Annotated in this window: 20 protein-coding genes; 2 read left to right on the top strand and 18 right to left on the bottom strand. The window is 68.9% G+C overall.

Going from position 1 to position 21,071, the window contains the following annotated elements; all coding sequences use genetic code 11:
• Nucleotides 1-9: 9 nt before the first annotated feature.
• From AC0IZJ_RS01060 to AC0IZJ_RS01050, 3 genes are all read right to left on the bottom strand, one after another.
• Nucleotides 10-273, bottom strand: coding sequence for a hypothetical protein (locus AC0IZJ_RS01060; protein ID WP_471845755.1), 264 nt, complete (start codon nt 271-273; stop codon nt 10-12).
• A gap of 93 nt (nt 274-366) precedes the next feature.
• A complete protein-coding gene (locus tag AC0IZJ_RS01055; RefSeq protein ID WP_471845753.1) occupies nt 367-2,019 on the bottom strand; it encodes an ATP-binding protein in 1,653 nt (550 codons plus the stop codon).
• 1 nt (nt 2,020) lies between these two features.
• Nucleotides 2,021-2,953: a hypothetical protein gene (locus AC0IZJ_RS01050; RefSeq protein ID WP_471845751.1), complete on the bottom strand. Its 933-nt coding sequence runs from the start codon at nt 2,951-2,953 to the stop codon at nt 2,021-2,023.
• Nucleotides 2,954-3,338: 385 nt separating this feature from the next.
• On the opposite strand from AC0IZJ_RS01050, the gene AC0IZJ_RS01045 reads away from it, so the two are divergent.
• Nucleotides 3,339-5,447: a TonB-dependent receptor plug domain-containing protein gene (locus AC0IZJ_RS01045; RefSeq protein ID WP_471845749.1), complete on the top strand. Its 2,109-nt coding sequence runs from the start codon at nt 3,339-3,341 to the stop codon at nt 5,445-5,447.
• On the opposite strand, the gene AC0IZJ_RS01040 is transcribed toward AC0IZJ_RS01045, so the two are convergent.
• From AC0IZJ_RS01040 to sigJ, 9 genes are all read right to left on the bottom strand, one after another.
• Nucleotides 5,444-6,238, bottom strand: coding sequence for a citrate/2-methylcitrate synthase (locus AC0IZJ_RS01040; RefSeq protein WP_471845747.1), 795 nt, complete (start codon nt 6,236-6,238; stop codon nt 5,444-5,446). The two genes, AC0IZJ_RS01045 and AC0IZJ_RS01040, sit on opposite strands and share 4 nt — an antisense overlap.
• Before the next feature lie 8 nt (nt 6,239-6,246).
• On the bottom strand, nt 6,247-7,044 hold the full coding sequence (locus AC0IZJ_RS01035) for a citrate synthase family protein (protein WP_471845745.1): 798 nt from the start codon (nt 7,042-7,044) through the stop codon (nt 6,247-6,249).
• A gap of 8 nt (nt 7,045-7,052) precedes the next feature.
• Complete coding sequence (locus AC0IZJ_RS01030; RefSeq protein ID WP_471845743.1) at nt 7,053-7,817, bottom strand: SDR family oxidoreductase; 765 nt, start codon at nt 7,815-7,817, stop codon at nt 7,053-7,055.
• Between the two features lie 5 nt (nt 7,818-7,822).
• Nucleotides 7,823-9,667: a thiamine pyrophosphate-binding protein gene (locus tag AC0IZJ_RS01025; protein ID WP_471845740.1), complete on the bottom strand. Its 1,845-nt coding sequence runs from the start codon at nt 9,665-9,667 to the stop codon at nt 7,823-7,825.
• 507 nt (nt 9,668-10,174) lie between these two features.
• The gene (locus AC0IZJ_RS01020) at nt 10,175-11,425 is read right to left on the bottom strand and encodes a M28 family peptidase (RefSeq protein ID WP_471845737.1); all 1,251 of its coding nucleotides are present in this window, start codon (nt 11,423-11,425) and stop codon (nt 10,175-10,177) included.
• A gap of 36 nt (nt 11,426-11,461) precedes the next feature.
• Entirely contained in the window at nt 11,462-12,376 is a 915-nt protein-coding gene (locus AC0IZJ_RS01015) for a DUF6929 family protein (RefSeq protein WP_471845735.1), read from the bottom strand.
• Nucleotides 12,377-12,605: 229 nt separating this feature from the next.
• Nucleotides 12,606-13,907 carry a cation:proton antiporter gene (locus tag AC0IZJ_RS01010; RefSeq protein WP_471845733.1) on the bottom strand — a complete coding sequence of 434 codons (1,302 nt, stop codon included), beginning with the start codon at nt 13,905-13,907 and terminating at the stop codon, nt 12,606-12,608.
• Nucleotides 13,908-14,355: 448 nt separating this feature from the next.
• The gene (locus AC0IZJ_RS01005) at nt 14,356-14,835 is read right to left on the bottom strand and encodes a carboxymuconolactone decarboxylase family protein (RefSeq protein WP_471845731.1); all 480 of its coding nucleotides are present in this window, start codon (nt 14,833-14,835) and stop codon (nt 14,356-14,358) included.
• Between the two features lie 41 nt (nt 14,836-14,876).
• On the bottom strand, nt 14,877-15,827 hold the full coding sequence (gene sigJ / locus AC0IZJ_RS01000; protein ID WP_471845729.1) for an RNA polymerase sigma factor SigJ: 951 nt from the start codon (nt 15,825-15,827) through the stop codon (nt 14,877-14,879).
• A gap of 71 nt (nt 15,828-15,898) precedes the next feature.
• Between sigJ and AC0IZJ_RS00995 the strand changes: the two genes are divergently transcribed.
• Nucleotides 15,899-16,294 carry a YciI family protein gene (locus AC0IZJ_RS00995; protein ID WP_471845727.1) on the top strand — a complete coding sequence of 132 codons (396 nt, stop codon included), beginning with the start codon at nt 15,899-15,901 and terminating at the stop codon, nt 16,292-16,294.
• Nucleotides 16,295-16,307: 13 nt separating this feature from the next.
• Here the strand turns inward: AC0IZJ_RS00995 and AC0IZJ_RS00990 are convergent, their stop codons facing one another.
• The 6 genes from AC0IZJ_RS00990 to AC0IZJ_RS00965 all read right to left on the bottom strand — a co-directional run bounded on the left by AC0IZJ_RS00990 (nt 16,308) and on the right by AC0IZJ_RS00965 (nt 21,057).
• Nucleotides 16,308-16,820, bottom strand: coding sequence for a hypothetical protein (locus tag AC0IZJ_RS00990; RefSeq protein WP_471845725.1), 513 nt, complete (start codon nt 16,818-16,820; stop codon nt 16,308-16,310).
• A 56-nt stretch (nt 16,821-16,876) separates the two neighbouring features.
• Nucleotides 16,877-18,448, bottom strand: coding sequence for a hypothetical protein (locus AC0IZJ_RS00985; RefSeq protein WP_471845723.1), 1,572 nt, complete (start codon nt 18,446-18,448; stop codon nt 16,877-16,879).
• Nucleotides 18,445-19,311 carry an ABC transporter ATP-binding protein gene (locus AC0IZJ_RS00980; RefSeq protein ID WP_471845721.1) on the bottom strand — a complete coding sequence of 289 codons (867 nt, stop codon included), beginning with the start codon at nt 19,309-19,311 and terminating at the stop codon, nt 18,445-18,447. The genes AC0IZJ_RS00985 and AC0IZJ_RS00980 overlap by 4 nt, the downstream gene beginning before the upstream one ends.
• A gap of 108 nt (nt 19,312-19,419) precedes the next feature.
• A complete protein-coding gene (locus AC0IZJ_RS00975) occupies nt 19,420-20,115 on the bottom strand; it encodes a phosphodiester glycosidase family protein (protein WP_471845719.1) in 696 nt (231 codons plus the stop codon).
• Nucleotides 20,112-20,330 carry a DUF3820 family protein gene (locus AC0IZJ_RS00970; protein WP_471845717.1) on the bottom strand — a complete coding sequence of 73 codons (219 nt, stop codon included), beginning with the start codon at nt 20,328-20,330 and terminating at the stop codon, nt 20,112-20,114. Before AC0IZJ_RS00970 ends, AC0IZJ_RS00975 begins: the two co-directional genes overlap by 4 nt.
• A 64-nt stretch (nt 20,331-20,394) precedes the next feature.
• Nucleotides 20,395-21,057: a response regulator gene (locus tag AC0IZJ_RS00965; protein ID WP_471847121.1), complete on the bottom strand. Its 663-nt coding sequence runs from the start codon at nt 21,055-21,057 to the stop codon at nt 20,395-20,397.
• Between the last annotated feature and the right edge of the window lie 14 nt (nt 21,058-21,071).

The raw sequence follows: 21,071 nt of genomic DNA, 5'->3' as shown, positions 1-21,071 counted from the left end.
GCGTCGGCGTCAGTGTGCGGGCGCGTGGCGCACGGTCGGGGCAGCGAACAGGCGACCGATGAGGGTGCGGGCAAAGAAATAGTCGTTGCGCAGCTTGTCGCCCAAGGCGTCCAGGCCAACGCGGCCCTGAGGGTCGCAGGGGATGTCGAGGCCGGCCTCGCCGACCGTAAGCGGTTCGAAGTGCAGCAGATGCGTGGCCTGAGCGGCATCAACGCCGTTCGATTGAGTCGGTATCGAGAACATCGCGGCCTCCAGTGAGAGTGACGACAGCATGGAAGTCACTCTGCGCCTGCGCGGTCAGGCCGGGTGTAAGCCTGCGGGGCGCGGCGAAGGTGTAACGCGGCCCGTGCCTTTGTAGGACAGGCCCTATGCCTGAACCGGCACGCTGATGTCGAACCAGAAGCGGCTGCCCTCGCCGAAGCGGCTCTCCAGCTGGATCTCCCCACCCATCATGCGCACCAGCTGGCGGCTGATGGCCAGGCCCAGGCCCGTGCCACCCACGCGCTGCTCGGCATTGCCGGCCTGCTCGAACGGCTCGAAGAGACGCTCGCTCTGGTCCTCGGCAATGCCCACGCCGGTGTCCTCGACCTCGAAACGCAGCATGGCGTGGCCCGGCAGCGTCTCCATGGACGGCAGCGTCAGCGCGCGCAGCGTGACGCCGCCGACGTGGGTGAACTTCACCGCATTGCCCAGCAAGTTGAGCAGGATCTGGCTCAGCCGCTTGTCGTCGGCCAGCACGACGGCCGGCAAGGCCGGGTCGAGGTGCAGGTCCAGGGAGATCTGCTTGTCGACGGCCATCACGCGGACGATGTCGGCCACCGCATGCATGCGCGTGGCCAGCTCCACCGGCCCGATGCGCAGCTCGGCCTTGCCGGCTTCGATGCGGGACAGGTCCAGGATGTCGACGATCAGCGTCAGCAGGTGCTGGCCGCTGCTGTGGATGATGTCCAGGCCGTTGCGCTGCTTGGGCGTGAGGCCGGCATCCATCTTCAGGATCTGCGCATAACCCATGACGGCGTTCAGCGGCGTGCGCAGCTCGTGGCTCATGCGCGCCAGGAACTGGCTCTTGGCACCGTTGGCCACCTCGGCGCGCTCCTTCGCGTCGCTGAGCTCCAGCGTGCGCGCGCGCACCAGTTCCTCGAGATGGTCGCGGTGGGCGCCCAGCTCGGTTTCGCGCTCCTGCAGCGCGTCGATCATGCGGTTGAAGGTGTGGGCCATGGCCGCGATGTCGCGCGGGCCGCCGGCCGGCGCACGCGCGTCGTTGTCGCCGCCCTCGACCTTCTCCATCGCGTCAGACAGCGCCGCCAGCGGCCGCGTCAGGCGCAGCGCCAGGTAGCGCATGGCGAACAGGAAGAGCGCCGCGAACAGCAGGGCCACGCCGAAGTTGGCGATGAAGAGCGAGGTCTGGGTTCGGTGCAGCGTCGCCTTGCTCTGGATGATGCGCACATGGCCCAGCAACTGGGCCGGGCGCAGCGTGACGTCGAAGGGCGAAGGCTCGGGGCGCGTCCAGACCGGCGCAGCAAAGGCCCAGCTGTCCTCGGTCTCCTCGTCCAGCCAGGGCTCGCTGGCAGCACGCGCCGGGGGCGTGACCGCCGGCTGGCCGTCGCGCCCGGACCCGAGCGCCAGCAGCAGCCGCCCACTGGTGTCGCGGATCTCGATGCCGGTGACATCAGGGAAGCTCAGCGACGCGCGCACCGCCTCCTCGGCGTTGTCGGCTGCCGCATAGATCAGCGCCAGCGAGCTGTTGGAGGCCAACGTGCCCGCCACGCGCCCGCCCTGCTCCAGCAGCATGGCGCGCACCTGGCGGCCGCCCTGCCAGGCGTTGACGGCCGCCATCAGCAGGGCCAGGCTCAGCCCGCCCAGCGCAACGGCCATGCTCAGGTGGCGGCGGAAGGAGGTCTCGCGCAGCCAGCGCACATAGACACGCAGCAGCCACGGCCGCGGCAACGGCCCGGGCGGAGGCAGCGCTTCACCCGGCAGGATGCTGACCGGCGATTGGCTGTCGATGGGCTGTGTCATCTCAGTTGGAGGGGTAGACCAGGTCGAAACTCGACTGCACTGCAGCCGCGTCGATACCCAGATGAGCCGCGGTGCGGATGTTGATGGCGGCCAGGGCCTGGCGCAACGGCATCACCCCGGCCACGGCAGCCTTGGGCGCTGCGGCCAGGCGTTGGGCCGACGTGGCCAGCGAGCGGCCAAGCTCGCGGTTGTCGGGGTAGAGCGAGAACAGCGCGCCGCGCTTGACATGGGCGACATGGCTGGAGAACACGGCGATGTTGCGATTCCAGCCCTCCCTGAGCACCAGCGATAGCACGGCGTTGTCGTCCACGGTGGTCGGGTCCTGAGGCAGCCAGAGCGCGTCACGCGCGGGGTCGGCGGCGGCGAGCAGCTGGGTGTAGGCGCGCAGGGCCCCGGCCTGGTCGGCGGCCTCCTGGGCCAGCAGCTCCAGCCCTTCGGCGCGCGCCGCCTCGCGCGCCAGCCTGACGAGCCAGGCGTTCAGGCGCGGGTCGTACACCAGATGCACGCGCCGCGCGCCGGGCCGCAGCCGCTTCAGGCGGGCGAGCATCAAGGCCGGGTCGGGCGCCAGCGTGTGCACGGGAAAGTTGCGCGCCTCGGCCTCCTGCACCGACACGACGCAACCCACCAGCACCGCCATCTCCCCCGCCATCGCGCTGGCGATGCGCATGCCGCCACGGCCGAGGCCGATGAGCACCTGCAGGTCGCGCTTGCGGATGTCATCCGCCACCTGGGCCGGATTGGCGTTGCTCGCCATGGCAAAGCTGGCGACCGAGCCGCCGAGCTTGTCCTCGATGCCGTCCAGGATGCTGGCGAAGACCTGGCGGAAAGGCTCACCCAGTTCCGGGTAGACCACGGCGAGCGAGCGCCCCAACTCCGCCGCAGCAGCACCGCCTCCGGCCAGCGCCATGGCACCGCCCAGGGCCTGTCGCAACAAGGCGCGGCGCGTGGCTCGGGTGGGGCAGCGAGGCTCGGTCAAGTGGATGTTGCTGCGTGAAGGTCCAGGAAGGGCTGTGACGTGTGGGCGGCATTATGCAAAGGCGCAGGGCTGCGGCCGACGGCATCGGCCTGCGCATGAGCGCCCCCGTGACCGACCGGCAATCTGTGCGCGGCGCATTATGCGGACGGGACCGGGTGATTACGGGCAGCGCCTGCTCGCCTTAGATGGCGGCAGCCCACCTTCGAGCACCGGCCGGCGCATCGCACGCGCGCGTGCAGAGTTCACGAATCGCGCCACCCTGCCCGCCCGCGGCCTCACTCGGGCGGCCGGTTGGCGACAGCACAATACGCGCCCACCACCATCCACCTCGGAGAAGCTGGCAATGCGACCTTTCTTTGGCCAGGTGTTCCTCAGCGGCGTCTGCCTCACGGTGGGGTCGTCGCTCGCGTTCGCGCAGGCACCGAGCGAAGAAGAAGAGCTGGCCCAGGTCTACGGCGACAAGACGACCGTCAGCATTGCCACGGGCGCCGCCCAATCGCTGCGCCGCGCGCCCGCGGTGGCCACGGTCATCACGGCGCAGGACATCGCGCTGATGGGCGCGACGGACATCGACCAGGTCCTGGCCACCGTGCCCGGCATCCACGTGGGCCGCAACAACCAGGGCTACAACCCGCTGTATATCGTGCGCGGCATCTACAGCGAGTTCAATGCGCAGACGCTGGTGCTCTACAACGGCGTGCCGATGACGACGATGTTCATCGGCAACCGCGGCACGCTCTGGTCGGGCCTGCCGGTGGCCAACATCGCGCGCATCGAGGTCATCCGCGGCCCGGGCTCGGCGTTGTATGGCGCCGACGCCTATGCCGGCGTCATCAACATCGTCACCAAAGGCCCGGCAGACACGCCGGGCGTTGAGCTGGGCGCGCGTGCCGGCTCGTTCGGCAGCCGCAACGGCTGGGTCCAGTACGGCGGCGAAGTGGGCCCGTTGGCGGTGGCCGCCTACCTCTACGCCGGCCATACCGACGGCTTCAAGGAAACCGTGCAGGCCGATGCCCAAAGCGGCCTGGACGCATTGTTCGGCACCAAGGCCAGCCTGGCCCCGGGGCCGGTGAACACGGGCTATGACGCGGTGGACGCTCACGTCGAGGGCAACTACGGCAAGTTGCGCCTGCGCGCCGGCTACATGCTCCGCGACAACATCGGCACCGGCGCCGGCGCCGGCGGCGCGCTGGACCCGATCGGCCAGGGGCGCAACCAGCGCTGGAACGCCAGCGCGTCCCTGTCCGAGCTGGAGCTGGCGCCGCAGCTGCTGCTGAACCTCTCGGCCAGCTATTTCCAGTTCATCAACCAGTTCCCGCAGCCGCTGCAGGTCTTCCCGCCCGGGGCCTTCGGCGGCAGCTTCCCGCAGGGCATGTTCGGCGCGCCGAACACCTGGGAGCGGCAGACGCGCGTGGCCGCCGTGCTGGGCTACACCGGCTGGGCCGGCCACCAGCTGCGCCTGGGCGTGGGCCATGACGACCTGGACATGTACCGCAGCCAGGAGTTCAAGAACTTCACCATCATCGACTCCGGCCCGGCCAAGGGAGTCCCTGTGCCGTTGCCGGGCGGGCAGCTGGTCGAGTTCCCGGTCGACAAGTCCTTCGTCGCGCCGCAGCGCCGCCGCGTGAGCTATGCCTATGTGCAGGACGAATGGAGCGTGGCACCCGACTGGACGCTCACCGCCGGCATCAGGCGCGACAACTACAGCGACTTCGGCGCCACCACCAACCCACGCCTGGCGCTGGTGTGGGATGCCAGCCTGGACCTGACGGCCAAGCTGCTGATCGGCCGCGCCTTCCGGGCGCCGTCGTTCTCTGAGGAATACAGCATCAACAACCCGGTCATCCGCGGCAACCCGCTGCTCAAGCCGGAGCGCATCAGCACGGCGGAGGCCTCTTTCAGCTGGCAGCTGAGCGCGGCGGTGCAGCTGCAGGCGAGTGCCTTCCGCTACACGATGACCGACATCATCCGCGCGGCCAGCATCGGCGGCGGCACGAGCGAATACACCAACCTGGGCACGCAACGCGGCCATGGCTTCGAGCTGGAACTGGTGGCCGACGTGGCACGCAACCTGCGCCTGGCCGGCCACTACGCCTCCCAGCGCGCGGTCGACGAAAGCACCGGCCGCGACGCGGGCTATGCGCCGCACCAGATGGCCTTCGTGCGTGCCGACTGGCACTTCGACAGGGGCTGGGCGCTGAGCGGCCAGGTCAAGCGCGTGGCCGGCCGCATGCGCGCGGCGGGCGATGACCGCCCCGCCGTGCCCGACTACACCAGCGCCGACCTCACGCTGCGCACCTCATCGCGCCAGTCCGGCTGGGACCTGGCCGTGTCGGTGCGCAACCTGTTCAACGCCGATGTGCGCGAACCGAGCCTGGCGAGCACCGGCATTCCCTACGACCTGCCGATGGCCGGCCGTGGGGTGGACGTGCAGTTGCTCTATCGCTTCTAGGGCCAGCTTCGAGAAGCGGGGCCTTCGTAGGTCACGTTGTCGCAGGCCAGCGGCAGCAGCGTGCCGGCCGGCTGCTCGCTCGCCTCGATGTAGCAGGGCTGCATGCCGGCCAGGAAGGCCGGGAAGGTGAACTGGTAGTGCTGGCGCGGCGTGAAGCCCATGTCCGCCGTCAGCGCGGCGGCCAGCGCGGCGTAGTTCATGCGCAGCCGCCAGCGCCCCTGCTGCAGATGCTTCTCGACGGTCAGCGCAGCCTGCAGATGCTCGCCATCGGCCAGCCCCTGCTGCTCGATCACGCGCAGCATCGGCGCGATGCGTTCGTCGCCCGCCGCGATGGGCCGGCCATAGCCGGCAATGGCGCGGTGGCGCTTCAGCTCCTCGCGCACGCAGGCATCCACGCCCTCGCCGGCAGCCAGCGCCTGCCGGGCCCGCTGGATGAAGCTGGCGGCGCGGATGTCGATGCCGCGGCCATAGATCTCGGCCTCGGACGCGGCCAGCGCCGCAGAAACGGCCAGCGTGCCCGAGCTGCGCGCGCTGCCGGCCAGGGCGGCGACACGGTTGTTCCAGATGCGTGCGTCCGGGTAGCTGGTGAAGACCCAGATGGCGTGCAGCACCTTGATCTGCGCGGGCGTGTAGCGCTGGCCGGTGATGCCGAAGGCGTACAGCGCCAGCCAGTCCATGTCGCCCAGATCGGCATGCAGGTCATGGCCGCGGAACACGGCGCGCTGGCCGACGAAGGCGCCGCCCATGCGGGTGCGCAGCCGGCCGGCATGGTGTTCAAGTGGCGATGTCATGCCGTTGTTCATGCCGCCACCTTCAACGGGTCGTCCTGCAGGTCCAGCGCAAAGAAGGGGAAGTCCTTGTAGCTGCCGGCGCGCTGCTCCAGCGCATGGGCGGCCGCTCCGGGCAGTCGGAGCAGCAGGTGCAGCATCTCGCCTTGCTCAGGGGTGAAGCCCAGGTCGCCCAGGGCGGCCGCCGCAACGCCCGACATCGCCAGCGGCAAGCCCACCGCCGCCTCGATCTCGGGGCGGTGCGCAGCCAGCCAGCGCAGGCGCGGGCCGCCGGCCATGTCGGCCAGCCGCAGCAAGGCATCACAGACGATGCCGGGGGTAACCACGCCATTGGGCTCGAAGCCCGGCGGGTGATCGGCCTCGGGCCAGATGGGCGAGGTGGGAGCGGCTGCGGCAAGCCAGCCAGCGGCCCACAGCGCGACGCTCTCCGGCGCCGCGCGGCTGTCCCAGATCGTCATGGCTGCGGCCACTTCCTGTGCGCCACCATGGCGCCCGGCGCCCACGGCCAGCGCGGCCATCAAGGCGGCTGCTGCAGGCGAGCGGCCCAGCCCCGAGCACATCGCCGCATGCACGGCAGCGTCGCGCGGCCCGGCATTGGCCAGGGCCACGGCAAGCGCCTCCAGCAGGCAGGCCTGCGCTTCGGTCGGCGCTTCCTCGCGGAACAACAGCCACAGCATGTCGACCCAGCGGGCGCGGCCCAGCATGTCGCCATAAACGTCGTAGCCACGGCAATGCGCCGAGCGCGTGGCAAAGCGGTCGGCGGGTTCCGCCTCTTCGCGCCAGATGCTCGTGCGAACCTGATCGGTCATGGCCTGGCTCACATCAACTGGCTGAAGCCGCCGTCCACCACCAGCTCGGTGCCGACGACATAGGACGAGGCCGGCGAGGCGAGGTAGAGCACCGCGTTGGCGACCTCTTCGGCGGTGCCGAAGCGCTGCGCCGGCGAGCGCTGCGTGAGGTCGGCGCGCGCGGCGTCCACCGCCTCGCGGGGCACGCCGTCCCAACGGCCGAAGCCCGGTGTATCGATGGGGCCGGGGCTGACGGCATTGACGCGGATGCCGCGCCCAGCCAGTTCCAGGCTTGCCGTGCGCACCAGCGAACGCGCCGCTGCCTTGCAGGCCGCGTAGGCCGAGAAACCCGGCGCGCCGACCTGGTTGGCGATGGAGGTCGTCACGACGATGGACGCGCCCGGGCGCAGCAGCGGCAGCGCGCGCTGGATGGCGAAAAACACGCCCTTGAAGGCGACGTTGTTCATCGCGTCGAACTGGTCTTCGGTCATCAGCTCGATGGGCATGGGCGAGCCGCCGGTGGCGTTCAGCACCAGCGCGTCGAGGTGGCCGAACCTGGCCTTCACCTGCGCCATCAGGCGGTCGATGTCGGCCAGGTTGCCGGCGTCGCTGCGCTCGGCCAGCAGGTCGTGGCCGAGACTGTCGCGCGCGGCCGCCAGCGTCGCTTCGTCGCGGCCGGTGATCATCACGCTGGCGCCCTGCGCCATGAAGAGCCTGGCCGTGGCCAGGCCGATGCCGCTGTTGCCACCGGTGATCAGGGCCGTTTTGCCCGCAAGCGTTCTCGTGTCGGTCATTGCGCTCATTTCGCAGTCCCCAGGGTTTTCATTCGAAGGTTCATCGGCGGCACTTCCTCGCCGTCGATGCGGATGTCCAGCAGCGTCGGCCCACGGCGCGACAGCAGCGCGTTGAAGTCGAGCGCGTCAAGGTCTGCCGGCGAGCGGACCACATGGCCCGGGATGCCCATGGCTGCGGCCATCATGGCGAAGTCGACCTTGGGCAGCTCGAAGCCGATGGGCTCCGCGCCCGCCAGGCGCTGGCCATGTTTGACCATGCCGAGTGCGCCGTCGTTCAGCACGACGTAGAGCACCGGCAGGCCGAGCTCGGCCGCCACCGTGATCTCCTGGCCGTTCATCAGGTAGCTGCCGTCGCCCGTCAGGCAGACGACCGGGCAGCGGCGGTTGGCCATGGCAATGCCGACGGCCGAGCCGATGGCCCAGCCCATGGGTGCGAAGTCCATGGTCACGCGCAGCCAGCTGGACGGGCGCGTGCGCCTCTCCTGGCCGGCCGGCAGAAAGGGCCCGCCCGGCAGGCGGCCGCTGCGCTGGTCATGCGGCGCGAGGTAGTGCACGGCCCAGGCGGCGCTGTTGCCCGCGTCGGCGACGAAGCGCGTCTGCGGCGGGCAGCGCTCGGAGAGCGTGGCCAGCAGGCGCTGCGGCTTGACCGGCGCGCTGTCGCTGTGGATGGCCTGGGGGCTGTCCACCATGGCCTCATAGGCCTGGCGCGCCATCTGCGGGTGCACGAAGGGCAGCAGCTGGCCGTCCTGCCCGCTGCTCGATGGGGCCAGCAGCGCAATCAACTGCTCGCACACCGACTTGATATGGCCGCGCACATGCAGTCGCGCCATCGGTGAGCGCATCAGGTTCTCGTCGCTGTCGTCCACATGGACGAGGCGGCTGTTCAGCAGCGAGGTGGACCAGCCACCGCTGTTGAACTCGCCGAAGCCCGTGCCCAGCGCGATGACGAGATCGGGCTCACTGGACAACAGCTCCGCCGCGCTGGCGTGGCCGCCGAAGCCGAACACGCCGCGAAAACGCGGGTGGCGCGGGTTGATGAAGCCCTTGCCGTCCGGCGTGGAAATGAAATGACCATCGGTACGCTGCACGAGCTGCATCAGCTCGTTGCCGGCCTCGCCGCAGCCGTCGCCGATCAGCCAGACCGGTGCGCGGGCCGAGAACAGCAGGCGGGCCAGCTGGCGCACGGCGGGCAGGTCCACCAGGGCCGGCGCGCGGCGCAGCAGGCCGGCAAAGTCGGGTGTCTCCAGGTCGTCGGGCAGCGGCTGCCGAAGGATGTCCACCGGGATGGACAGGTGGCTCGGGCCGCTCGGCGCGCGCTGGGCGTGCATCAGCGCGTTGAACAGCTTGATGGGCAGCTGCTCGGCATGCGAGACAAGCGAGTTGTAGCGAGTGCAGGGGCGGAACATCGCCATCGTGTTGATGCCCGTGCAGCTGGATTCCTGCAACGCGCCCTTGCCGAAGTTCTTGATCGGCGGCTGGCCGGTGATGACCAGCATGGGCACGTTGTTGTCATAAGCGCAGGCCACGCCGGTGATCAGGTTGGTGGCGCCCGGCCCCGAGGTGGCGATGCACACGCCGATCCTGCCGGTCTCGCGGGCATAGCCGTCGGCCATGTAGGCCGCACCCTGCTCGTTGCGGGCCACCACGGCCTGCGGGCCGCCACGCCGGCCGCTGCGTGCCAGCGCGTTGTAAAGCGGCTCGATGGCGCCGCCCGGCACGCCGAAGACGTACTCCACGCCGATGGCTTCCAGCGCCTCGACCAGCAGGTCGGCGGCATCACGGGCGGCGGGTTCGCGCGCCGGGTCGGGCGCTTCGGAATAGAAAGGGGCGAGAGCAGTGTTTGATTCCACGGGGCAGCAGTCGGCAGGCGGTAGGCGAAGGACACCGCGACGGCTGCGGCACAGCTGCTTTGGGGCAGCTGGCACCGGCGTGTCCGCACGACATCAGGAACTGAAAAAGTCCACCGAAATGGACCCTTGAAACGACCAATGGACACGAGCTTCCATTGGCCTCGCTCCCCCTGTGTGCGCTGTGGGTCTGAGGCGACGCTGAAAAGGTCCTCGCGATGCAGCGCACCCTGGTCTGGGACGGACTGCAAGGCGCAAACCGCAGCCATAGCTTGGCTATGGCGAGGATTTGCAACGCTGCAGGCCGCCCAAAGCAGGGATGCGCTGCGCGCGAGGGACTTGTTCAGCGTTGCCTTGGGCCCCGCGTCATCTCTAGCCTGCGCATGAAGCCGTTAGCACCGCGCAGTGAACGCAACTGTATCGAGGTGAAACTTACCCACATCCCCGCGAATGCGGGAAAACGAGAGGCAGCTTTGGACAGTTCGTGAACTACTGCGCAGGTCGCGGGGGTCAGGGCTTGCCGCGCGCGCCTGTGAGCTGCGCCACCGCCGCCAGCGTCGTCTGCGCGGCGTTGAGGCCGAGCAGGAAGTCCTTGTCCGAGTAGGTCGAGTACAGGTCGGTGGGCTGGTGCCAATGCGGGTTCCAGCCGGCGCCGATCTGCATGCCGCGCTCGTTCTCGCGCAGCGAGACGGCCGGCACCAGGTCCATGAAGGGCGTGGAGTCGGTGTTGGTCATGCGGTTGCCCACAGCGGCCGGGTAGTCCGTCGCGTACTTCTCGTTGGCGGCGCGCAGGGCCCAGGCCAGCTTGGCGGCGCCCTCGGCCTGCCTGGCGTTGACCTGGAACTCGATGTTCACGTCGGCCTCGGCGCGCTGCTCCTTGGGTGCCATGTAGACCGGCTGGCCGCGCGAGTCGAGCACCGGCTTGCCGGCGGCGTCCAGCTTCGGGATCGGCATGCCGTGGTCGAACAGCATCATGTCGTGCTGGATCATGCCCAGCCACTTGGGCTCGGGGTAAAGCCCCGACCCCTTGGGCGACTCGACGCCCTGCAAGTCCTTGCGCTGGGCCACATAGGCATAGGCGCCGTTCAGGCCGGTCTCCTCGTTGTTCCAGAGGATGAAGCGGATGGACCGCTCCGTCGTCACGCCCGGTGCGTTGAACACGCGCGCCAGCTCCATCACCAGCGCCGTGCCCGAGCCGTCGTCGTTGGCCGCTTCGCCAAAGCCGATGCCGTCCATGTGGGCGGAGACGATGTACATCTCGTCGGGCTTGCTCGTGCCCACCTTCGTGCAATAGACGCTTTCGCGCGGCGACGTGCCCAGCGGCGTCGGCTCGGTGTTCAGCGCGCGCAGCTTCTCGTCGGGCTGGGCCATGGGGTCGGTGTTCACGCCGGTGGCCGCGCGCTTGCCGAAAAGCGTGCCGCCGCCTTGAGCAGCAGGTCCGCCGGCCCGCACCGGTTGCAACTGCACCGGCCCGCGCTTGACCGGCTCGGTGAAGTCATAGCGCAGCCGCTCGGTGTTCGTGCAGCCATAGCTCTTCAGCTGCGCCTCGATCCAGTCCAGCGCCGCCCGGTTGCGCGCCGTGCCCTGCCGGCGGTCGCCGAACTGGGTCAGGCCCTTGATGGTGGCCTTGTACTTGTTCAGCTCAAGCTGGTTGACGAGCGGGGCGACAGGGTCGGCCGCATCGACGGGTGCCAGCTGGGCAAAGGCGGTCAGGCTGGCGGCAGCCAGTGCGGCGGCGACGAAAGCGTTCTTGGAAGCCATGGTGGGATGCTTGAAGTCGGGTGCCATGCATCCTAGTCAACGGCGTGGATCTGAGAGCGTCGCCGACAGCAGCAGAGCCGGCTCGTCGCGGTCATCCGGGTCGGTCACCAGCAGCAGTTGCAGTCCGCCGTTCTCCACGGTCACCGCGACGCCCTCGGCCTTGCAGCGCAAGGACAGTGGCCACACGTCAAGCAAGCGCCCGTCTGCGGCCACGACGCCGACGGCCGACCCACGGCATGGGCCGTCCAGGTAGTTGTCATCGGTCGCCTCAGCCGCCGCGCAGAACACCCAGCCACCATCGGGCAGCGCCGCGCCATCGGTGAAGCAAAGCGGCACGCCGTCGATGTTGCCCAGTTCGTACTGGTTGCCTGACAGCGGCTCGGGCGCCTGCGCCGCGCCATCCAGCCAGGTCTGGATCGCCAGCCAGTCGTAGCTGATCAGCGCGTTGACCGGGCTGGCCTGGTTGCCCCTCTGCAGCATGCAGAAGCGGCCGGCAGCGACGAAGGCACCCTCGATGTTCAGCTGCTCGTGCCGGGCATGCAGCGGCGCGTACAAGGGCGAAAGGTCAACCTCGCGCACACCCTCGATCTCACCTGCCTTGTTGAAAGCCAGCAGCGCCGCGCGCTGGCGCTGCGGCCGCGACCCCGAACCCAAGGCCAGCAGCGCACCTTGCGGGCAGCCCGGCCAGGGCGGCAGGTGGGCCAGCGCCTCCAAGTCAGGCTTGGCGGCCTTGCGGGCCTTCGGCTTGTCGGGCAGTTCGCCGTGGAAGAGGCGATGCAGCCGGCTAGGCCGGTCACCCGACAAGTCAATCACGGCCAGCGTGTGCTCGTCATCGGCAACGACAAACAGCCGCTGCCCGACCTGAACCAAGCCGCTGGCGGCGCTGAGGTGGCTCAGAGCGGATTCGTCTGCCTCGACGGAGAGGGTTCGGACGACTTGGACTTCCAGCATGGCAAAGCTCCTGGCAAACGCGCGAGCGATGCTAGCTGTGCGGGGCGCCGCGCTGACGCGGGGACGCCAGGGCATTTGCAAAGACTGCAAGGCAGCGGTTGCCGTCATCGGCCATCAGCCGCCGAGTTCACCCAGTTGGCATGAAGCAGTCCAGCCCGACCGATCCGCGCGACAGCGGGAGTCCTACCTCATCGTGCTACTCACGTCTTTGTCCTGTGATCTGCGCCAGCTAAGGCTTCCTTCTTCGAAGCCATAGCCGTTCCATCAGCGGCTTGACGCTGGTGCCGTGCAAGAGGATTGACAAGGCGACAGCGACCAACGTGAGCTGGACGATGTCGCGCGCTTGAGACGCGGGCAAGCCATGCTGGATCGCGAAGACAAGGTAGTAGAGCGATCCGATTCCCCGCACACCGAACCAACTGGCAATACCGCGGATACGCATTGGAGTAGATGACCCGGCCAGTCCGATCATCGTGCCAAGCGGCCGGGCGACAACGAAAAGGAACAGCGCGAGGCCGATGGTGCGCCAGTTCAAAGCCGAGACGGTCAGCATGCTTCCGAGCAAAAGCACCAACAAAAGTTCGGAAAGCCGCTCTAGGTGCTCTTTGAAGATCAAGGCTTCTGCGCTCACGGTCGCAGGCGGCGGTGCGTCCGGCGGCGGCTCAACGGGCTTTTCCACGTCGGCGTTGAGCTGCTCGGCTGGCACGCCGGCCGATCGGGCTAGCCTGAGCTCCTGCTGTCGCAGCGCCACCGCCGCCGCAAACACGGCAAGGAAACCCCACGTGTGCGCCAGCAGGCTGGTGCCGTAGACCACCGCGATCAGGCCGAGGCCGACAAGGTCGTCAAGCACTTCATGCCCCCTGCCTGCCTTGCGGAAGCGCCAGACCTGCCGGGCAGTGATCCACCCCAGGGTCACACCAATGGCGATTGCACCGCTGGTAGCCCACACGACGTCGACCATCGCCCACTGCCAAAGCGAACTTTCAAAGGCGTCGACGCCTAGCAGGCCCAAGCCGAGCAGCACAAAGGGGAAGGCGGCTCCATCGTTGAGGCCAGCTTCGCAGGTCAACGTGAACCGAAGGGCATCGTTGTCACCGGCGTGCCGCGACTGCACATCGGTCGCAAGCACCGGGTCAGTAGGCGCCAGGATGGCGCCGATCAGGATCGCAGCGCCCAGTGCCATCCCAAGTACCAGATGCGCAAAGGCAGCGACGAGGCCAACGGTGATCGCCATTGAAACCCACGCCAAACGCACGGGTGGTTGCCAACGCTCCCACGTCACTGGCACCGGCATCTTGACCCCTGCAGAGAATAGGGACACAAGAACCGCGATTTCGGTCAGCACCTCCAGCAAGGGTGCCTCCGCGATGGGGTCGAACCTGAACCACCCAAGCACGCTCGGGCCGATGACCAGCCCAACACACAGGTAGAGAATCGCTGGCGTCACAGGCAAGCGTTTCAGGACGGTACTCGTGATACCCCGAGTCAACATCAATGCGCCGACCAAGAGGAACCAGAGTGCGTTGCTCACGTCAACATCCTTTGATCCGCACATCAGCGGCGGTTAGCAGCGCTTCGAGAAACGCAGCGTGTGGGGCTGAGCTGCCCCGACCGAAGAACAAAAGGCAAGTCATTTCAGTGGCTTCCGTGCCGCCCGGAGCGGCTATCCGATGCGGCTCTTGCCGTTGTAGACGGGTCCAGCCTACCCCGGCGGCAGCAAGCCGACAGTAAGACGGCAACTGGATCGGTGGCTTGTGCGGGCATGTCCCCAGTCTGCAGCCGGCCTTGCGGCTAAGCGAACCTCTCTGAGTGCTTCGCCTGGCCGGCCTCGAGCGGCCTCGAGCGACCCCAACCAACCTGAAGCGGACTTGCCGGGCTAGCGGCAACGGTCGCACAGCGCCGAACGCCCCCATCAGTCGCGTCAGCGGCGCCAAGGCACGCATCCGCGCGAGGGGCCATGTCGGCGCTCGCTCCATTCCTCAGGCCAAACCGGCCTTCTCAAGCCCGAACATCTTGTCCAGTGAGCCCGGCACATTGCGGAAGGCCACGTTCATGCGGTTCCAGCCGTTGATGGCGGCGACGCGCCAGGTCAGCTCGGACAGCTCCTCGTCGGGGAAATGCTCGCGAACCTCGGCATAGGCGGCGTCGGAAACGCCTTCGGGCGGGATGCGCGTCAGCAGTTCCGTCCAGGCCAGCGCGGCGCGTTCCTTGGGCGTGAACAGTGGCGACTCGCGCCAGATGGCCACATGGTGCAGGCGCAGTTCGCGTTCGCCGTGGAGCTTGGCCTGCTTGATGTGCATGTCCAGGCAGAAGGCGCAGCCGTTGAGCTGCGAGGCGCGGATGTCCACCAGCAGGGCCAGGCCCTTGTCCATGCGGAAGGCCATGCCGAAGTCCATGTACTTCTTGGACAAGTCGGCGGACTGGCGGAAGTAGTCGAGGCGGGGTTGATGCGTGCTCATGATGGCGTCCTTGAGGTGTCGGGCCGGCGGATTCGCTAGCCTCAGGAGAAAGACGGATCAGCCGGGATGCTTGTGACACGCGCTGCGATGGCGGCCAGCTTCTCGGGATTGCGCTGGATGTAAACCGCGCCGACCTGACCGTCCGCCTGGGCCGGTGCCAGCGCAATGGTCTGCACCAGGCGGCCGCCAGCGGCGGTGTCGATGACGAGCAGCCCCGGCAGGCCGTTGACCAGCGCCGGCACCATGTGCCAGGCGCGGCTGCTGGGCATCTGCGCAAAGCCGATGAAGATGCGCGCGATCTCGGCGCCACCGTGCAGCGGGCGCGGCACGGCGGCCACCTTGCCACCGCCGTCGGCCATCATCACGGCGTCCTCGGCGAGCAGCTGTGCCAGCGCCGACACGTCCTGGCTGCGCACGGCCTTCATGAAGGCGGCCACCAGGCGCTCGCCCTCTTCCCTGGCGACCTCACGCCGCGCGTAGTCGGCCTTGACGTTCTTGCGCGCACGGCTGACGAGCTGGCGGCAGGCGGCCTCGCTGCGGTCCAGGTGGCTGGCGATCTCGTCGTAGTCGAGGTCGAACACGTCATGCAGCAGGAAGGCGGCGCGCTCCAGCGGCGACAGGCGCTCCAGCGCCAGCATGAAGGCGATGGACACGTCCTGCGCGAACTCGGCCTGCTTCTCCGGGGCGGGCGCCCAGCCGAAAAGGGCTTCGTCCTCCAGCATGGGCTCGGGCAGCCACACGCCCACGTACTGCTCGCGCTGACGGGCGGCGGAGCGCAGCTTGTCCAGGCAGAGGTTGGTCACCAGTCGCGACAGGAAGGCGCCAGCGTGGACGATGGTCGCTTCATCCACCTCGGCCCAGCGCAGCCAGGCCTCCTGCACGATGTCCTCGGCCTCGGCACGCGAGCCGAGCATGCGGTAGGCCAGCGCACGCAGGCGGCGAGCGTGGTCGCGGTCGTAGCGCAACGCGCGGGCGGTGGGGGAGTCGGTCATGGCTGTGTGATGAGTCTCGTCTCCATTGGACGAAACAGCCGCCGCGTTTGTGACACGGCTAGCATCCGGCTATGGACAAGCCCAAGCACGACTACCTCGTCATTTCGCGCGGCCAGTGGGACGAGCGGGCCAGCCTCGACGACGTCCAGCGTGCCATCGACCAGTTCTATGTCTGGTACGAAAGCCACCTCGCCAGCGGGCGCATGAAGCCCGGCAGCCGCTTGACGCCAGAGGGCAAGCTCATCACCCACGGCGTGGTGACCGACGGCCCCTACGCCGAAACCAAGGAGCTGGTGGGCGGGTATTGGTTCATCGTCGCGGCCAGCCTGGACGAAGCCGCCGAACTGGCCTTGCAGAACCCCTGCCTGGCCTTTGGCCTGATGCTGGAGCTGCGTCCGCTCGAGCCCGAGCGTGCGAAGGCCGTGGACATCACCAACGAGACGCCACCAGCGTGGCGGCAAGGCTGAGGCCGCAGCCGCGTCAGGGACAGCGCAGGAAGGCGCCTTCGACCCGGCACGCGCCACGCGGCCCGACGAGGTTGGGGCCGACGCGGGTCAGCGTCGAGCCGTCGCTGGCCGTGCAGGTGGCGCCATTGCAGTGCGTCACGGTCGCGGGCGCCTCCCAGCGCAACAGCGGTTCCGAACCCAGCGGCTTGGCGGGCGCGCGAACCTGGGGTACGACCGGCGCCTGACGGGGGAGCGACGGCGCAGCCCAGGTGCGCTGCGACGGCGGCGGCGACGTGGTGAGACCACCCAGGCAGGCGTCGGCCACGCGCTTGCGCAGCGGCTGCAGGCGAGCAGCCACGGCGTCCCTGCGCTGCACGTCCGGCTGGGAGATGGGCGACTCGGTCGCCCTGGCCGCCGCGAGGGCGTCCTCTGCATCTTCCAGTGCCTTCAGCGCCGTGTTGCAGGCCGGCGACTTCGGCAACTCGTCGGCCTGGGCCACGCCGCCGAGCAGCGCAGCAATCAGGATGATGGCAAATGGCGCATTCATGATGAACAAAGCTTGCGCCATGCAACCGACAGCAGCTGTAGGCGAAGACCCTGCCCTCACGTCCGACGCGACAGCCTCACCAGCGTCACCCAGCCGACGATTCCTGCCGCCGCAAACCCGGCCACGCTACCGGGCTGTGCGGCGCCGCTGAGGCCCAGCATGTCCAGCGCCGCGACGCCGGTGTCCTGCAGGTTCAGATAGAGCCCGAACAGGAACAAGGCCAGGAAGGTGCGCGAGCCGTGGGTCAGCCGGCCCAGCAGCGCTGCCGCCGCGCCCAGGCACAGCAGGCCGGCGACGCAGGCCGCCGCACGCAACGGCGCGTTGCCAGCCCAGCGCAACAGCGCCGGTGCGCTCAACGCCAGCCCCAGGCCCAGCGCTGCCAGCAGCTGGCGCCAGCCGCGCTCCTGCGCGCCGCCGGGCACGGCGCTGGCCAGCGCCAACGTGCCGCTTTGCAGGTCGCGCGAACTCACGTCGGCCACCGCCATGCCCCACGCGGCGAGGGTCACGGCCAGCAGCGGCATCAGCGCAGGCGCGGGCACGAAGGCGGACGCCACCGCGCAGCCCAGCATCACCAGCGCCAGCAGCGGCTGGCTGAGCAGCACCAGGCTCACGTCGGCCAGCCAGCGGCCCGGCATGCCGGGCAGGCGCGCCGCAACGCGCATCAGCAGCCCCAGCATGCGGCTGAAGGGGCGCATCACCGGCTGCAACAGCCACAGCAGCGCCCCCACCAGTTGCCAGCGGCCGGACGGGTTGCGCGCCTTCACACGGTCGGGCGCATAGCGGTGGAAGGCCAACACCGCCGGCACCAGTGGCAGCAGCGCCAGCATCATGGAGCCCAGGCGCAGCGCCACCAGCTCGCGGCTCCACAGGCCCTCGGGCATGTGCAGCACGGGCAGCGTCGCGTCGAACGGCCCGCCGCCGACCTGCACGCTGGTCACGTCGAGCAGTCGGCTCAGGCTCACCAGCAGCGGCGACACGCCGTTGATGTCGAACACCTGCCAGCCGCTCAGCTGGATGGCGCCGTTGCCCAGCGAGGCCGGGATGAAGGCGAACTGCACCATCCACAAGACCCAGTACAGCGCATCGCCGCGCTTGCCCATCAACGGCGCCCAGGCGTCGGCCAGCACGGCGAGGCTGGCACACAGCATCAGCCCCGGCGCCAGGCCGAGGACCAGCATCTGCAAGTAGGGCAGCGGCCGCAGCGGCCCCTCGCCGCGCACCAGCTGCAGCACCCAGACCGTCAGCATCACCACCGTGCCCAGCGAGAACAGAAAGCCGAACGCGCCCAGCCAGCGCACGCCCATCAATTGCGCGTTGGTCACCGGCGTGGCGGCCAGCACTTGCGCGGTGCCGCAGCGCAGGTCCTCCTGGCTGCGACCGCGCGCCAGGTAGAAGCCTGCCAGGCCGAACAGCAGCGAGGCGATCAGCGTGGTGGCGAAGGCCAGCGCCTGGCTCTCGTAGGCAAAGCGCTGCTTGTGCGTGACCATCATGGCCGCGCCGGTCTTCGGGTCCAGCACCATCAACCAGCTCACGGCCACCACGACCAGCAGGATGACCAGCGTGCTGACACGGCGGCTGCGCAGCCGCCATTCGTTGACCACCAGGGCCTTGCATAACGCGGCGTTCATGCGGCCACCCGCGCATCGGCATAGCGCTGCGCCATCAAGGCTTCTTCCAGGCTGGCATTCACCAGCTCAGCCCCCGCGCAAGGCCGCGACGCATGGGCCATGCGCACCTGCACGCGCCCGCCCTGCGGCTGGGCCTGCAGCACCTGCACCTGGTCGCGCAGTGCCTCGTAGGCGGCGGGCGCCAGCAAGGCCGTCCAGACCTTGCCCGCCGCACGCGCCAGCACCGCGTCGGGCGTCTCGAAGGCCACCAGCCGGCCCTGGCGCAGGATGGCCAGGTGGCCGGCCATGTTCTCCACGTCCGAGACGATGTGCGTTGACACGATCACCAGGCGCTGGCGCCCCAGGTCGCCCAGCAGGTGGCGAAAGCGCAGGCGCTCCTCCGGGTCCAGGCCGGCGGTGGGTTCGTCGACGATGAGCACGTCGGGGTCGTTCAGCAGCGCCTGCGCAATGCCCAGGCGCTGGCGCATGCCGCCCGAGAAGCCGGCGGCCGGCCGGTGGGCCTGCTCGTGCAAATTCACCAGCTCCAGCAGGTGCTGCAGGCGTTTTGGGTCGCGCACGCCCTTCAACGCGGCAAAGTATTGAAGGAACTCCAGCGCAGTGAGATGCGGGTAGACGCCAAAGTCCTGTGGCAGATAGCCCAGGCGCTGGCGCATCAGCTCAGGTCTCGCGACGATGTCCTTGCCGTCCAGCAGGATGCGGCCGCTGCTGGGCTTGGTGAGCGTCGCGAGCACCTGCATCAGCGTGCTCTTGCCGGCGCCGTTGTGGCCGATGAGGCCCACGACACCGGGCTTGAGGTCGAGCGAAACGCCGTCCACGGCGGTGAGTTTTCCGAAGGTCTTGACGACGTTGTCCATCTGCAGCATGGCCGCCTCCTGTATGCGAATGCACGCAGGTTAGACAGGCGTTGCAGCGCCGCAAACGCGCTTCCGACAGGCCGTCGTGGGCGAGGCCTGGGCGGTTGAAAGCGCGGCTTACTCCGTCACGCCGAACAGTGGGCCCAGCTCATGCCAGCGGTCGTTGCGGCCCAGCGTTGGCGAGTAGAGGCTGGACACGGCGCCGTCAAGATAGAGCGCATCCTGGCAATGCAGCTCATCGCGGAAGAAGCTGGCGAACTCGTGGAAGCTGACAGGCCGCTCGCTGATGACAAAGACCGCCTGCCCGCCCACAGCGCAGACGCCGTTGCGGATGTAGCGCGATGCCGACGACGCACGGAATGCCGGGTGGATCTGGCCGTTCTTCAGCAGCAGCGGTCCGGACTGCGTGGCGTAGCGCACGCCGTCGTGCGAGGCCGCGTAGTCCACCGCATCGACGACGCGCGGGCCTGACGCATCGATAAGAAACACGCCATTGGGCTTGAGAAAGAAGTTGCCCTTGCCGTCGTCCAGGTTCAGCGGCGCCACCTCGCGCCCGTCGATGACGAGCAGGCCGACCGGCCCGCCATCCGCGTGGTACATGCCGGCGTTCATGCCGAAGGTGAGCGTCTTGCGCTGGGTCTTCAGCCAGCCCGCAAGCCGGTCCAGGCGGCGCAGCGGCTGGCCCTTGTCGTCTTTCCAGAAGAGGCGCAGCTTGTCGGCGTCCACGCGCACGACGGTGAAGAGATCGTTGCCCTCGGCCTGCGCGGCGAAGCTGGCGAACATCAGCGCCAGCACACCCAGCAGGCGCTTCATCGCCGCTGACCCCGCAGCGGCTGGAGCAGCCCGCGAAGATCGTTGTGATCCATCTCGTACATCAGCGCCAGCAGCCGCCCGATCTCGCCCTTGGGGAAGCCCTCGCGGGCGAACCAACCCAGGTAGTTGCCCGGCAGGTCGGCGATGAGCGTGCCCTGATGCTTGCCGAAGGGCATCTCGGTGGTGACCAGTTTGAGCAGGTCTTCCGGGTTCATCACGCCAGTGTGCCAGCTAGCGCCTTCGACGCGCGCTCGGTTGAACGGGACGAATCCAGCCCCTTCAAACCCTCAACCGATACCCGACACCCGCCTCCGTCACCAGCCACTGTGGCCGGTTCGGGTCGGCCTCGATCTTCTTGCGCAGATTGGCCATGTGTACGCGCACGTAGTGCACGTCCTCGGCATGGCCCGGGCCCCAGACGGCCTTGAGCAGGTGCTGGTGGGTCAGCACGCGGCCGGGCTGGGTGGCCAGTTCCTGCAGCAAGCGGTATTCGATGGGGGTGAGGTGCAGTTCCTCACCGCCTCTCGTGACGATGCGCAGCGCGCGGTCCACGGCGATGGGCCCGAAGCGCAGCACGGGGTCGGCATCCTGGCCGGCACCGTGCCTGCGCAGCTGCACGCGCACGCGGGCCAGCAGTTCGGCGACGCCGAAGGGCTTGACGAGGTAGTCGTCGGCGCCGGCGTCCAGGGCCTGCACCTTGCGGGCCTCACCCTCGCGGGCCGACAGCACGAGGACGGGCGCCTGCGACCAGCCGCGGAACTCGCGGATGAAGTCCAGCCCGTCGCCGTCCGGCAGGCCCAGGTCCAGCACCACCAGTTCGGGCCGGCGCGTGGCGGCGTCGATGAGGCCGCGCTCCAGCGTTGCCGCCTCGTAGACCTCCAGGCCCTCGCTCTCCAGCGCCATGCGCACGAAGCGGCGGATCTCCGGCTCGTCCTCGATCATCAACACGCGTGCGG

The sequence above is a fragment of the Roseateles sp. AC306 genome, assembly GCF_979253795.1.
The sequence above is the reverse complement of the archived record's forward strand: the minus strand, read 5'-3'. Positions and strand labels throughout refer to the sequence as shown.